The sequence below is a fragment of the Oricola thermophila genome (genome assembly GCF_013358405.1).
Taxonomy (GTDB): Bacteria; Pseudomonadota; Alphaproteobacteria; order Rhizobiales; family Rhizobiaceae; genus Oricola; species Oricola thermophila.
This window is the reverse complement of sequence record NZ_CP054836.1, coordinates 3,839,611-3,852,325: the sequence shown is the minus strand read 5'-3', so window position 1 is coordinate 3,852,325 and position 12,715 is coordinate 3,839,611. Positions and strand designations below refer to the sequence as shown.

The window sequence follows — 12,715 nt, the reverse complement described above, 5'->3', positions numbered from 1 at the left end:
TATCAGGCCGCCAGAGCACCGCCGAGCAGTACGAGGCCCAGGACCATCACCAGTGTCGCGCCACCAAGTTCGACCGCGCGGTGTAGCCTGGCTGACATCACGCCGGATCCGGAATAGCGCAGTGCAACATTCTTCGCGGTGACTGCAAGCGTGGCCAGTGCCGACACGGTTATGGCGGTACCGAGCGCCATGGCCAGAACAGAGACGATCCCGCCGAGATAGAGCCCGTTCAGAAACGCGAAGGTCAACACGATCAACGCGCCCGAACAAGGTCTCAGACCCACCGCCGCAACCGCCGCCCAGGCAGAGCGCCAATTCATCGGTCCGGCCAGCATCTCGGGATTCGGCGCATGTGCATGTCCGCAAGTCGAACACACTTCGCCGTCGCCGTGATGATGATGCTCGTGGTCGTGGTCGTGATGATCGTGGTGATCGTGGTGATCGTGCGCATGCGCCACCGATCGCGACGACAGCGTCTTTGGTGACCGGAGCTTCGTCACCAGAAGCCATAGCCCGAACGCAGCGATCAGGGCGTAACTCGCCGTCTCCATGAACCAGGTCGCGTCCGTCATCGACACAGCTGTGCCACGAAGCACAAGGTAGGCCGCGCCGACAAGCACGATTGCCGACACGGCTTGCAGCATTGCTGACACGAAAGAGAGGATCACGCCGCGGCGCAAAAGCGTTTCGTTGGCGATCATGTAGGACGAAATGACCGCCTTGCCGTGGCCGGGACCGGCAGCGTGGAAGATGCCGTAGGCGAAGGACAGGCCCACGAGCAGCCACACTGCGGCGCCATCCTCGCGCATCGCCTTCAGCGCACCCGTCATCTCCCGGTAGAAGGAGCGCTGCATTTCGTTGATCCAAAGGAAGAACCCGGCGAACGGTCCGCCGGAAGGCTGCAACGACACCTCGTTGGAACCGATTCCGAGCGAGGATTGAGCGTGCGCGGCCGTCACGACCAGGAGTGCGCCCAATGTCGCACCCGCAGCAATGCGCCCTGTTACGCGAATCACCGGCAGTTCACCTCCATGCGGGTCGCCAGCAGCTTCGACAGGTCATTGCCGGTAGGATCGGAGAAGAATGCCTCGGTGAGAGTCGCCTGGTTTTGGGCGATCGCCTCGTCGGGATCCGGCACGACCATGGTACGGGTGCAATTCTTCGGGGCGCCCTCGAGCACCATGTTGCTGTCGTCGTAGAAATCGATCGCCGTATAGAATGTGGGATCATAGACACCGAAAGTCGGCGACGCGGTAATCGCGATCGGCTCTTCCGGCTCGGTCGTGAAGAAGATGATCATCTGCCCGTCATCGAACAGCACCTTCATGTCGTCCACCGGCTTGACGCCGATGTCCTTCCCATTGGCCGTGATCACCTGGAAATAGCCGAATTCCGCTATCGATTCCGATATCACCGAGGCGATTTCCCGCAGCTCCGGTTCCTCCAGCCGGTTGTCGGTATCGGCATCGAATTCCAGCATCACCGTGGAGGAAAACATCTCGTCGAAACGCCAGACGTGACGCAGGGCTTCCACCTGCCCGTCCGGTGCCACCGCAACTTCCAGCCGGGCCTCGGCGAAGACATGCGGATGGGCGGCAACCTTGCCTGCGGCGGCAGATGCGACTAGCGCCCCCAAAACGGCTGTGCAGGCGAAGCGTCTCGTGCTGGATTGCATTGTGTACCTCTCGTGCCCGCTCCACCGGAAAAACCCGGCCACATTATGGCGCCCTGTTCTCGTAGTCCCTGAACCACTCGACAAGGAAGTCGACCAATGCGCGCACCTTGGCCGGCAGATAGCGCCTGTGCGGGTAGACTGCATATATGCCTGCCTCTTCCGGGGTGGAATCCGGCAGCACCTCTACCAGTGCTCCGTTCTTCAGGTCCTCGCGTACGATGAAATCAGGTGCAAGTCCGAAGCCGAGATTCGCGAGAACGGCAGCGCGTGCCGAAAGCGGGCTGTTGACCTCGATCGGCCCGCCGACCGTCACCACCTGTGCCGCGCCGTCGGATCCTTTCAGCACCCAGTTGTTCCGCCGCCGCGCATTCGTGTCGATGATGCAGGGTCTGGAGGCGAGATCCTCCGGCCTTTCCGGCAAGCCGAATTTGCGGATGGTCTCCGGCGTCGCGACGAGCCTGAGCCGGAACGGGGCCAACCGACGGGCAATCAGGGCGGAATCCTCGAGCACGGTCACGCGGATGGCGAGATCGAAGCCTTCCTCCACAAGATCCACGAAGCGGTCATCCAGGTGGATGTCGAGACCGATCTCCGGATTTGCGGCGCAAAAGTCTATCAGGGCCTGATCGAGCGAAGCATCGGCGAAGCTTCGCGGCGCCGAAACCTTGATGCGCCCACGCACGCCCTCGCGGCTGTCGCGTACCATGTCCCGCAGCGTGTCGATTTCGCGCACGATTTCGACGGCGCGCTTGTAGTAGGTATGGCCGAGTTCCGTCAGCGAGAACTGGCGAGTGGTGCGGTTTAGCAGCAGCGCCCCGAGTTCGTCCTCGAGCTCTCGCACATATTTCGACAGCAGAGCCTTGGAACGTCCGATCTTCCGCGCCGCGGATGAAAACCCCTCGTTCTCGACCACCGCAATGAAGGCGCGCATGCGTGTCAGCGTGTCCATCGGACAGATCCTCTCTTCCCGTGACGGCGAGATTGCCTGAATGCCGTCGCCGATTCCCGTCGATCGTTCATGACTTTCGAACCCGTCCGTCAACCTTGTTCAAGATCGGTGCGCAAAAAGGATTCGGCAAGCCGGATTTTTCATTGATCCGCAACAGATATCCGCCTATATCCGCACCGCCCAAAGTCGCACGTGCCTGTGGGTGTCCGCCGTCCTCTCGTATTGGTGAGGGGAAAGGCAAGGTACCCGGAGCTAACCCCTCCGGTCGCTGCCCGGCCAACCGGACCAGCGAGGACATCTTGAAGCAACGACGGTCGGGTCTATCGATCACTCGTCTGGCGGTCCAAACGCCGGGGTAGTTGAGAGACACAGCCATCCTTGCCAAACGTGCGGAGGGGTCTCCCGTCCAATCAATGGCAATCAAGGCCGGTTTTTCCGGCCTGAGATTTCACGTGGTTCCGCAAGGGACCGGCACATGCACGCCGGTTTTGCCCGGAACCTCAGGTTTTCACGCAGCCCCGGCTGCACGGATTCGCCGATTGGATACTGACATGACGACTGCCCGCATCCAGGAATTTCTCGCCACCCGACGTCCTCCCTCCCCCTGCCTCGTTGTCGATCTGGACGTCGTCCGCGAGAACTATTGCGCATTCCGCAAGGCGCTCCCCGACAGCCGCATCTTCTATGCCGTGAAGGCCAATCCGGCGCCGGAGATCCTGCGCCTGCTGGCGTCCCTCGGTTCCTGCTTCGACACCGCCTCGGTGCCGGAAATAGAAATGGCTCTCGCAGCAGGCGCCACGCCCGACGGCATCTCCTTCGGCAACACGATAAAGAAGGAGCGCGACATCGCCCGCGCATACCGGCTGGGCATCCGGCTCTTTGCCGTGGACTGCGTCGAGGAAGTCGAGAAGATTGCCCGTTCCGCCCCCGGCTCACGCGTGTTCTGCCGGGTCCTGACATCGGGCGAAGGTGCCGAATGGCCGCTGTCGCGCAAATTCGGTTGCACACCGGAAATGGCGGTCGACGTTCTTGCCCGGGCAGCCCGACTCGGCCTCGACGCCTACGGCGTGTCGTTCCATGTCGGCTCGCAGATGGTCGACACCGGTGCCTGGGATGACGCGTTGGCTGATGCCCGTACGGTTTTCGACCGTCTGGGCGAGAAAGGCATCACGCTGAGAATGGTCAACTTGGGCGGCGGCTTTCCAACCCGTTACCTGAAGGATGTGCCGTCGGCAGAAACCTATGGAAGGGCAATATTCGACGCCCTGCGCGACCATTTCGGCAACCGCATCCCGGAGACCATCATCGAGCCGGGCCGCGGCATGGTCGGCAACGCCGGCGTCATCAAGTCGGAAGTCGTGCTTGTTTCGAAAAAATCGGACGATGACGAAGTCCGCTGGGTCTATCTCGACATCGGCAAGTTCGGCGGTCTTGCCGAGACCATGGACGAGGCGATCCGCTACCGGATCGTGACACCCCGCGACGGCGACATCACGGAACCCTGCGTCCTCGCGGGACCGACATGCGATTCGGCAGACGTTCTCTACGAGAAGGCCCCCTACCCTCTTCCGGTCTCGCTGACGATCGGCGACGAGGTGTTGATCGAGGGGACCGGCGCCTACACGACAACCTATTCTTCTGTCGCCTTCAACGGCTTCGAGCCGCTGCGTTCCTACGTGATATAACACCACATCCGGGGAACCGGGATTTCGTCGTTCCTCTGGCCCAGGTCAAGCGTGTGCGCGCTGCGGCAGCCTCGACGCTGTCAGGCGACATTCCGTTCCAGCCAGTCTCTCGCCTGCCGGAGATCGGAAGTGAAATTCGCCCGCTGCCGCGCCGCCTCGTCCGCTTCGCGGATGCGCAGCAGGAAGGATGGGTGATATGTCAGCAGCACCGGAAGGCTGTCGCGCGCCCGCGTGTGGATCGAACCACGCTCGCGCATGATACCGACATTGCGGTCGAGCAGAGAAAACGCCGCGGTCGCCCCCAGCGCCACGACCAGTTTCGGCCGGATCAGCGCAATTTCCTTTTCCACCCACCAGCGGCACAATTGCACCTCGCCGGCATCCGGCTTCCGGTGGATGCGACGCGCCCCGCGGGGCTCGAACTTGAAGTGTTTCACCGAATTGGTGACGTAGGTTTCCGACCGGTCGATGCCGACCTCGCCGAGAATTTCGTCGAACAATTGCCCCGCCGGTCCCACGAAGGGCTTTCCCTGGATGTCCTCCTGGTCGCCCGGCTGCTCGCCGACGAAAACGAGCTTCGCGTCTGCCCGCCCGTCGCCGAAAACCGTCTGGCTGGCCGGCCCGTGCAGATGGCAATGCGTGCAGAGCTTCGCCGCGGCGCGCGGCCCCTCCAGCGGATCCGGAACCTGGAAATTGGCTCCGCCGGGAATCTCCGCCTCTGCCACCATCTGCACCAGCCGCTTGATGTCGGGATCGGTCTTCTGCCCGATCTTCAGCTTGCCGTCGGCCAGACGCTTCAGCACCGAATAGAGAAATGCGAACCGGTCCGGTGCCGGGTGGAATAGCGCATGCTCTGCCATTGCCACGAACGCCCTGGGGACCGACAAGGTCGCGCCCGGAGGCGGCGCAGGCAATGCATCGGAGCCATTGTCAGTCAGCCATGTGACTGACCGGGGATCCACGCCATTCAGCGCCAGTGCCCGCGCAGCGTTGCGCCAGCCGGCAAAATCGTGCTCGTCCCGCAAGTGAACGGTGATGCCCATACCCGAATTTCACCGCAATGCCCCGGGAAATCCAGTCCGTGCATCGGAGATTCACAATGCGGAGGTGATCTGGAGGCCTCGCCCCGGATTCGAACCGGGGATGAAGGAGATTTGCACATCCCCCGCGTAGCCATTCCGCCACGAGGCCATTGATCACATAATCGTGATCCCGGCGTGATCCGTCAAATCCCGCCGGTACGGACGTGTCCTTATGGTTACCTGCCGATACCTGCGCGTGTCATCCCCGGATATCGATCACGCCGCAGTCGCCGACCTCGGAACCGAACGCGACGCGATAGCCATCCCTGTCCCAGGCCATCGACGTGACCGGTCCATTGCCGCCGCGCCGCAGAAGCACTTCCTTGCCATCCGCGAAGCGTGCTGCCAGCACCATGCCGTCGGTATATCCGATGGCGACTATGTCCTCCTGCGGATGGCATGAAACGGCGGTGACCATCTGGTCGCCCCGCGTCCCGAGTTCCAGCGGCGCCTTGCCCATCGGCCCGTCCTTGCCCTGGAAGGGCCAGACGATCGCTGCGGGAGCACCGGATGTCGCCAGCCACTTGCCCTTCGCCGACCACGACCAGCTCTTCACCTTGGCCGGATAGCCGGACATGCGCATGTGCTTCATGTCGTCGAGCCGCCACCCGTGCAGCGCATTCTCCTGCATGGTGGTGACGACATACTTGCCGTCGGGCGAAAAGGTAATGTCCGTGTGTGCGCCTTTCCACTCAAGGTCGATCGGCTTGCCGGCCGTCGTAACCCAGTGAAGCGTTCCGCCATTGTAGCGCGCTGTTGCCAGCCGCATTCCCTTCGGTGCGAAGGCAAGCCCCTCTATGGAACGCTCTTCGGAAAATTCCCGTGTCGTCCCGTCGGCAAGCCGGACCCACGCCTGCTTGCCCGCCGCCCATGCGACGGCATTCTGCGGCCCTGCGGCGACGGTGGTGATCCATTTCCTGCCGGCCGAGCCGAGGTCTTCGATGCCACCCGTCGCGTCGGACCGCCGCACCTGTCCGTCCTCGCCCCCCGTGACCAGTGCCGCCCCGTCGGGTACGGGGACGGCACAGGTCAGCCCGTCATGAACCGTTTCCGTCTTGTGGCCGTGGTCCAGCCGATGCACGGTCCCGTCGGCCTGCGCGAAAACCGGCACATCGCCGAGAAAGCCTGCAAACATGCAGAATCCGTCAAGATCGAGTGGTGCGACTGTTGGCATGAGGCATGAATCCGCGGTTCGGTTGCGTCGTGCAGCACTTCCCCGGAATGGCGGCCTGCGTCAAGGCACGGCGCAGGTATTGCAGCAAGGAATGGGCTTACTTTTCGAGACGAGTCGGTTAAGTTTGGCGGGTTCAAATTTTGAGGAGAGGCCCATTGGCGCACAAATTCAAGATCGTCAGCCGTAGCAACGGCCAGTTCGGAGTACAGTTCGTTTACAATTCCGAGGTGATCTTCTGGTCTGAAAGCTACAAGAGCAAGTCGAGCGCCCAGAACTGCATCGATTCGCTGAAGAAGAATGCGCCCGATGCCCCGACCGCCGACCTGACGAAGGACGAGGATGCCAAGGGCTACCACTTCGAGATTGCCGCCTCGAAGGACGGGCAGACATTCGTTCGTTTCGTCGCCTCCAACGGCGAAACGATGGTCCGTACCGAGACCTACACCTCCAAGTCCAGTTCGAAGAACGCCATCGAGTCGCTCAAGAAGAACGGCCCTGGCGCTGAGGTTGTCGACGAGTCCTGATCCGTCTCCGTCCGATTACCCCAAAAATCAGGCAGCGCACGCCGCGAACGTGCGCTCCAGCTTTTCCCGGTCGAGTTCGCGACCGATGAAAACAAGACGGCTTTCCCGCTTCTCGCCTTCCTTCCAGTCCCGCTCGTGGTCTCCCTCGATGATCATGTGCACGCCCTGCACCACGTAGCGCTGCGGGTCGTCCGGGAACGCGATGATTCCCTTCATGCGCAATATGTTCGGCCCGTCGAGCTGGGTGATTTTCTGGATCCACGGCATGAACTTCTGCGGATCCACCTCGCCGGCACGCAGTGAGACGGACTGGATGGTCGTGCCGTGAATCCCGCTATTATCGTGATGATGGTGCCCGTCTCCATGATGGTGATGCCCGTCATGCCCGTGATCGTGGTCGCAGTCCGGCCCGCATGCATGGTCGGGATGATCGTGATCGAGGAAATGCGGATCGTTCTCCAGCGCGCGGCTCAGGTCGAAGGCGCCGCGGTCCAGGATCTCCTTCAGGTCGATCTGCGAGCGTTCCGTGCGATGTATGCGCGCATGCGGATTGATCGCCCGGATCGTGCTTTCGAGATCGCGGAGTTCCTCCTCGCTGACGAGATCGACCTTGTTGAGCAGAACCACGTCGGCAAAAGCAATCTGGTCTTCCGCCTCGCGGCTGTCCTTCAGCCGCTCCGGCAGGTGTTTGGCATCGGCCAGTGCGACCACGGCGTCGAGCCGCGTCTTGGCGCGCACGTCATCGTCCATGAAGAATGTCTGCGCCACCGGCGCCGGGTCGGCCAGCCCCGTCGTTTCCACCAGGATCGCATCGAACCGCCCCGGCCGGCGCATCAGCCCCTCGACCACGCGCACCAGGTCGCCGCGCACCGTGCAGCACACGCAGCCATTGTTCATCTCGTAGATTTCCTCGTCCGACTCGACGATCAGGTCGTTGTCGATTCCGATCTCGCCGAACTCGTTGACGATCACCGCGTAGCGCTTGCCGTGATCCTCTGTCAGGATGCGATTGAGCAGCGTCGTCTTGCCGGAACCGAGATAGCCGGTCAGCACGGTAACGGGAATGGACTGTTCGCTCATGTCTGCCTCGCGCGGAATACTTTGTTTGCACGGCATATAGGCGATAGATTGAGGTCTCGCCACCGGCGTTTGCCGTATCGCGCCAAAACCGGGAAATTGCCGTCTTGATCGGTATCAATGCGAGCATCGGCAAACTGCCCGAGAACCCGGGAAAACGGGAGAATCCGCATGACGCTGTACAATGTCCGTCTCGAAATGGCCCGCGAACCGGGCTTTCCGAATGGCAATCCGAACCGGGGATACCAGCTCGTCCTGCCGCTGGACGACGAAATGAAGATCGATGCCGCGGAGTGGAAAAAGCACCCGGAGGCCTGCACCGTCCAGCGGTTCTGGGACGGCGAGCGCACCGAGCTCGGCTATATCGAGCGGCACCGCAAGGGGCAGTGGGTATTCGACTTCGATTTCGATGCCGATGACGACGACGAGGCGGGCTTTCGCTTCGGCGAACACGCCTTCAAGGAAGGCGAATATGTCTCGATCGCCGGCCACGACGGCAAGATGCACACCTTCACCGTGGTATCGGTCGCGCCGCAGGGCTGATCAGAAGCCCGGATGCTTCTCGACATCCTTCAACAGCTCGAAAAGCCCCTCGACCGCATGGTCGAGGATCTTTTCTCCGATTTCCGCCGTTGCGCCGGCGGCGTTGCCGACGGCGCCGATTTCAGAAAGGTCGGACATCTGCCAGCCGAAGGCGTGCGGCCCATAGGCCCTGAGATGGGTATACTCGCGGACATAATCCGCCTGCCTTGAAGGAAAATCCGCAGCCTGTACCATGTCCACCCGTTCCGGGTGGGTCGCCAGCATGACCGATGTTTCGATCAGCCCTCCGTGAATGTCGAGATACTTCTCCTCGGCGGTCATGATCCCGGACGGCAGACCGAACCGCGTCCAGCTTGTCGCCACCGCCAGCATGTTGAACCGCGTGCGCAGTTCCGTAGCCACGATGGTCATCAACGGCGAATTACCGCCATGCGCGTTCAGCATGACGAACTTGCGAATGCCGGATCGATGCGCCTGCTCTCCGATCCGCACCCACCGCCTGACCGCCTGGTCCCAAGCCAAGGTCTTCGTGCCGGCCACGTGCATGTGCTCCGGCGAATAGCCGATTTCCTCGACAGGCAGGAACACCACCGGCGCCGAGTCCGGCAGCCGCTCGATCAATCGCTCGACAACCGCTTCGGCGATCAGGCTGTCGGTCTCGAACGGCAGGTGCGGTCCGTGCTGCTCGGTCGCCCCCAGTGGCAATACCGCGATCCACTTCGCTGCTTCCGCCGGCGCGCGATCCGACAGATTCTCGACGCGCTGGCGCATCTTTCCTTGTCTCTTGTCTTCTCCCTTCGTCATGTCGCCTCCGCGAACAGTTTCGCCACCGCACCATGCTCGTGCCGTAGTTTTTCGATGTCGACGCCAACAGGCATGCCGTCCTCCACGGTCCATTTGCCCGCGATCATCACACGGTCGGCGCGATGTGCGCCACACAGCACCAGGGCTGCCAGCGGATCGTGCGCGCCGGAGAAGCGCAATTCATCGAGCGTGAACAACGCCAGGTCCGCCTGTTTCCCGACGGCGATCTTCCCGATCTCCGAGCGGCCGAGACAGGCTGCCGAGCCCTCCGTCGCCCATCGCAACGCGTCGAGGTGCGTTACGGTGGCATCGTACCGGACGCGGTTCAACATCAATGCATGGCGCACACCCTCCATCAGGTTCGAGGAATCGTTCGATGCCGATCCGTCGACTCCCAGCCCGACCTTCACGCCTGCCGCCTCCATCTCGCGCGTGCGACAAAGGCCGGAAGCGAGCACGGCATTGGAGGTCGGGCAATGACAGACGCCGACACCGGCATTGCCGAGGCGGGCAATCTCGCCGTCGTCGAAATGGATACCGTGTGCCAGCCACGTCCTGTCGCCGAGCCAGCCGCACTCCTCGAGATAGTCCACCGGACGGCAGCCGAAGCGCGCGACACAATAGGCGTCCTCGTCCTGCGTCTCCCCCAGGTGCGTATGCAGCGCGCAGCCGCATCGCCCCGCCAATGCGGCGGTATCCCGCATAAGGTCGCGGCTCACCGAGAAAGGCGAACAGGGTGCCAGCGCGACCTGGAGCATCGCACCTTCGCCGGGGTCGTGATATTTCGCGATGACCCGCTCGCAATCGGCGAGGATCGTGTCGTGGTCCTGCACGACGCTGTCCGGCGGGAGTCCGCCATCCTTCCTCGACAGGTTCATCGATCCCCGGTTGAGCGTCATCCGCATGCCGAGCGCCGTCGCTTCCTCCGCCTGTATGTCGATCGCGTCCTCCAATCCGGCCGGAAAGACGTAGTGGTGATCGGACGTGCATGTGACGCCCGAAAGCATCAGTTCGACCAGCGCCAGCCGCGTTGCCAGCCTCAGGCCATCAGGCCCGAGCTTCGCCCAGGCCGGATAGAGCGCGGTCAGCCAGTCGAAGAGTTCCTTGTTGATCGCCGCGGGATGCGCTCTTGTGAGCGTCTGGTAGAAGTGATGGTGCGTATTGACGAGTCCCGGCAGCACAACGTGGCGTGACGCATCGAATGTGTCGCATTCCATCGTCGGGGCTCCGCCCGCGGGCACGAGTTCGGCAATCCGGCCTTCCGCGACGACGATGCCGCCGGTCGCGTCGGCTCCGGAGAGAATTGCGAGCGGGCCTTTCAGCCAGAGGGGTTTGGGAGCGTTCATTTCGGCAATCGGTCCACGGCATCCATGCGCCACCATTAATGGATCGAGGGCCTGACTGCAAAGATGGACCGCCGTCGGACGGCGGCCCGAACTTGACCCGGAAATATTCGTCGGCTAATCGATTTGCATGAACCGCTACTATATCGAGAAGGACGCCGAAGAGGCGACCAACCTCTTGGCCAGCCTCCAGAACACGGCGCGCAACAGTCGCACGCACATGGCTCGTCGCCTGCAGTCGATTGGCCTTTATGCGGGTCAGGAGAGCATTCTGGAACTCCTCGCGAAGGAGGACGGCCAGGCGCTTGGCCAACTCGCGGCCGCGTTGGGCGTCAAGCCGCCCACTGTCACCAAGTCGGTCACCCGCCTGCAGGAACAGGAGATCGTCGAACGCCGCCCCTCGGAATCCGATGCCCGCCTGATCCATGTCTGGCTGACCGAAAAGGGCCGCGCGCTTCTCGACAATATGCAAGACGCCATTCGCGAATCCGAGGCGCGCGCGCTTGACGGAATAAAGAAGAAGGAGCGCAAGGCGTTGGCCCGGATTCTCGCCCGCATCGACGCCAATCTTTCCGGAACCGCGACAAGGCCGAAGAAGAAAAGGAAGTCCGGCAACAGGAAAAAGAAGCCGGCCGTCGAATAGGCGTGCTGCCGCCGGCATTGCTCGCATCGAATGGGCGATCCCGGCCCGGCCCCACTGCGCGCCTCCCTCCATTTCCCCGACTGACTGCCCTGCCCCGCCCCGCCGACCAAGACGCCTAAACATTTTGCTCTTGCGGCCTGCAAATTTTAAAGCTAGCTAAATTTTTTAAAGGGAGAGGGGTTCGTGGCGCAGAAGATCAAGCTTTCAACCATTGCTGATGCACTCGGCGTATCGACGGCGACGGTCTCGCTCGCATTGCGTGACAGCCCCCTTGTTGCCGAGGCCACCAAGGAACGCATCAAGGCGCACGCCCGCCAGATGGGCTATATCTACAACCGGCGTGCCGCCAGTCTGCGCACATCGAAGTCAGGCATCATCGGCGTCGTCGTCCATGACATCATGAACCCGTTCTACGGCGAGATTCTGAAGGCCATAGAAACGGAACTGGACCGGTCCCGCCACACCTTCCTGTTGTCCAATCACTACGACAACGTCGAGAAGCAGCGCGATTTCCTGGACACGCTGCTGCAACTCGGCGCCGACGGCGTCATCATGTCTCCGGCCATCGGTACACCGCTTGACGATATCGACCTGGTATTGCGGAACGGCCTTCCCGTGGTCCTGATAGCCCGTTCCATCCCGCGCGCGCGCCTTCCGGTCTTTCGCGGCGACGATGCCTTCGGCACCGGGCTCGCAACCAAGCACCTGATATCGCTCGGCCACAAGCGCATCGCGATGATCGGTGGCACCGACGATACCTCCACCGGTCGCGATCGCTTCCAGGGCTATCTTCAGGCGATGGAAAAGGCAGAATTGCCGGTCAAGCCGGAATGGCGCATTCCCGGCCCGCGTACGAAGCAGGCGGGTTTCGAGGCGGCCAGCGAGTTCCTCGCCCTGCCCGACAAGCCGACTGCGGCCGTGTGCTGGAACGATCTCGTCGCCATCGGCATGATGAATGGCATCCGTCGCGCCGGCCTCGTGCCGGGCATCGACATCTCCATCACCGGCTATGATGATCTCGAGGAAGCGGCCATTGCCACGCCTGCGCTGACAACGGTTTGGAACGGTCAGCCGGAAGTCGGGCGTCGGGCCGCCCGCGCCCTTCTCGACCGCATCGATGGCGTCAAGGACCAGTCCGGCACGCTGGAACTCATCCGGCCCGAACTGCATATTCGCCAGTCCACCTCCCCCGTGAAGGAAAGGAACTGACATGGCA

13 protein-coding genes and 1 tRNA gene are annotated in these 12,715 nt (G+C 62.4%); 5 read left to right on the top strand and 9 right to left on the bottom strand.

Annotation, left to right across the window (positions count from 1 at the left end; translation table 11 throughout):
* Positions 1–2: 2 nt before the first annotated feature.
* From HTY61_RS18665 to HTY61_RS18655, 3 genes are read right to left on the bottom strand one after another with little or no spacing between them, the layout of a single operon-like run.
* The gene (locus tag HTY61_RS18665) at positions 3–1,016 is read right to left on the bottom strand and encodes a nickel/cobalt transporter (protein WP_487345366.1); all 1,014 of its coding nucleotides are present in this window, start codon (positions 1,014–1,016) and stop codon (positions 3–5) included.
* The gene (locus HTY61_RS18660; RefSeq protein WP_175278216.1) at positions 1,013–1,675 is read right to left on the bottom strand and encodes a DUF1007 family protein; all 663 of its coding nucleotides are present in this window, start codon (positions 1,673–1,675) and stop codon (positions 1,013–1,015) included. The genes HTY61_RS18665 and HTY61_RS18660 overlap by 4 nt, the downstream gene beginning before the upstream one ends.
* A gap of 43 nt (positions 1,676–1,718) precedes the next feature.
* Entirely contained in the window at positions 1,719–2,624 is a 906-nt protein-coding gene (locus HTY61_RS18655; RefSeq protein WP_175278215.1) for a LysR family transcriptional regulator, read from the bottom strand.
* A 551-nt stretch (positions 2,625–3,175) separates the two neighbouring features.
* On the opposite strand from HTY61_RS18655, the gene HTY61_RS18650 reads away from it, so the two are divergent.
* Positions 3,176–4,309, top strand: a complete 1,134-nt coding sequence (locus HTY61_RS18650; RefSeq protein ID WP_175278214.1) for a type III PLP-dependent enzyme — start codon at positions 3,176–3,178, stop codon at positions 4,307–4,309.
* 80 nt (positions 4,310–4,389) lie between these two features.
* Here HTY61_RS18650 and HTY61_RS18645 read toward each other — a convergent pair whose 3' ends face one another.
* From HTY61_RS18645 to HTY61_RS18635, 3 genes are all read right to left on the bottom strand, one after another.
* Positions 4,390–5,352: a UdgX family uracil-DNA binding protein gene (locus tag HTY61_RS18645; RefSeq protein WP_175278213.1), complete on the bottom strand. Its 963-nt coding sequence runs from the start codon at positions 5,350–5,352 to the stop codon at positions 4,390–4,392.
* 70 nt (positions 5,353–5,422) lie between these two features.
* Positions 5,423–5,500 (bottom strand) — tRNA-OTHER (locus tag HTY61_RS18640).
* 90 nt (positions 5,501–5,590) lie between these two features.
* Positions 5,591–6,565: a WD40 repeat domain-containing protein gene (locus tag HTY61_RS18635; protein ID WP_175278212.1), complete on the bottom strand. Its 975-nt coding sequence runs from the start codon at positions 6,563–6,565 to the stop codon at positions 5,591–5,593.
* 155 nt (positions 6,566–6,720) lie between these two features.
* Here HTY61_RS18635 and HTY61_RS19725 point away from each other — a divergent pair, with 155 nt between their 5' ends.
* Entirely contained in the window at positions 6,721–7,089 is a 369-nt protein-coding gene (locus HTY61_RS19725) for a YegP family protein (protein WP_175278211.1), read from the top strand.
* 27 nt (positions 7,090–7,116) lie between these two features.
* On the opposite strand, the gene HTY61_RS18625 is transcribed toward HTY61_RS19725, so the two are convergent.
* Positions 7,117–8,169, bottom strand: a complete 1,053-nt coding sequence (locus HTY61_RS18625; protein WP_175278210.1) for a CobW family GTP-binding protein — start codon at positions 8,167–8,169, stop codon at positions 7,117–7,119.
* A gap of 168 nt (positions 8,170–8,337) precedes the next feature.
* On the opposite strand from HTY61_RS18625, the gene HTY61_RS18620 reads away from it, so the two are divergent.
* Positions 8,338–8,709, top strand: a complete 372-nt coding sequence (locus HTY61_RS18620; protein ID WP_175278209.1) for a hypothetical protein — start codon at positions 8,338–8,340, stop codon at positions 8,707–8,709.
* Here the strand turns inward: HTY61_RS18620 and HTY61_RS18615 are convergent, their stop codons facing one another.
* Positions 8,710–9,480 (bottom strand): creatininase family protein, encoded by a 771-nt coding sequence (locus tag HTY61_RS18615; protein WP_175278636.1) that lies wholly within the window; start codon positions 9,478–9,480, stop codon positions 8,710–8,712.
* Between the two features lie 29 nt (positions 9,481–9,509).
* Complete coding sequence (locus HTY61_RS18610) at positions 9,510–10,859, bottom strand: 8-oxoguanine deaminase (RefSeq protein WP_175278208.1); 1,350 nt, start codon at positions 10,857–10,859, stop codon at positions 9,510–9,512.
* A gap of 127 nt (positions 10,860–10,986) precedes the next feature.
* On the opposite strand from HTY61_RS18610, the gene HTY61_RS18605 reads away from it, so the two are divergent.
* Together HTY61_RS18605 and HTY61_RS18600 are read left to right on the top strand one after the other, a co-directional pair.
* A complete protein-coding gene (locus tag HTY61_RS18605) occupies positions 10,987–11,499 on the top strand; it encodes a MarR family winged helix-turn-helix transcriptional regulator (RefSeq protein WP_175278207.1) in 513 nt (170 codons plus the stop codon).
* Between the two features lie 183 nt (positions 11,500–11,682).
* Positions 11,683–12,708, top strand: coding sequence for a LacI family DNA-binding transcriptional regulator (locus HTY61_RS18600; protein WP_175278206.1), 1,026 nt, complete (start codon positions 11,683–11,685; stop codon positions 12,706–12,708).
* Positions 12,709–12,715: the final 7 nt, after the last annotated feature.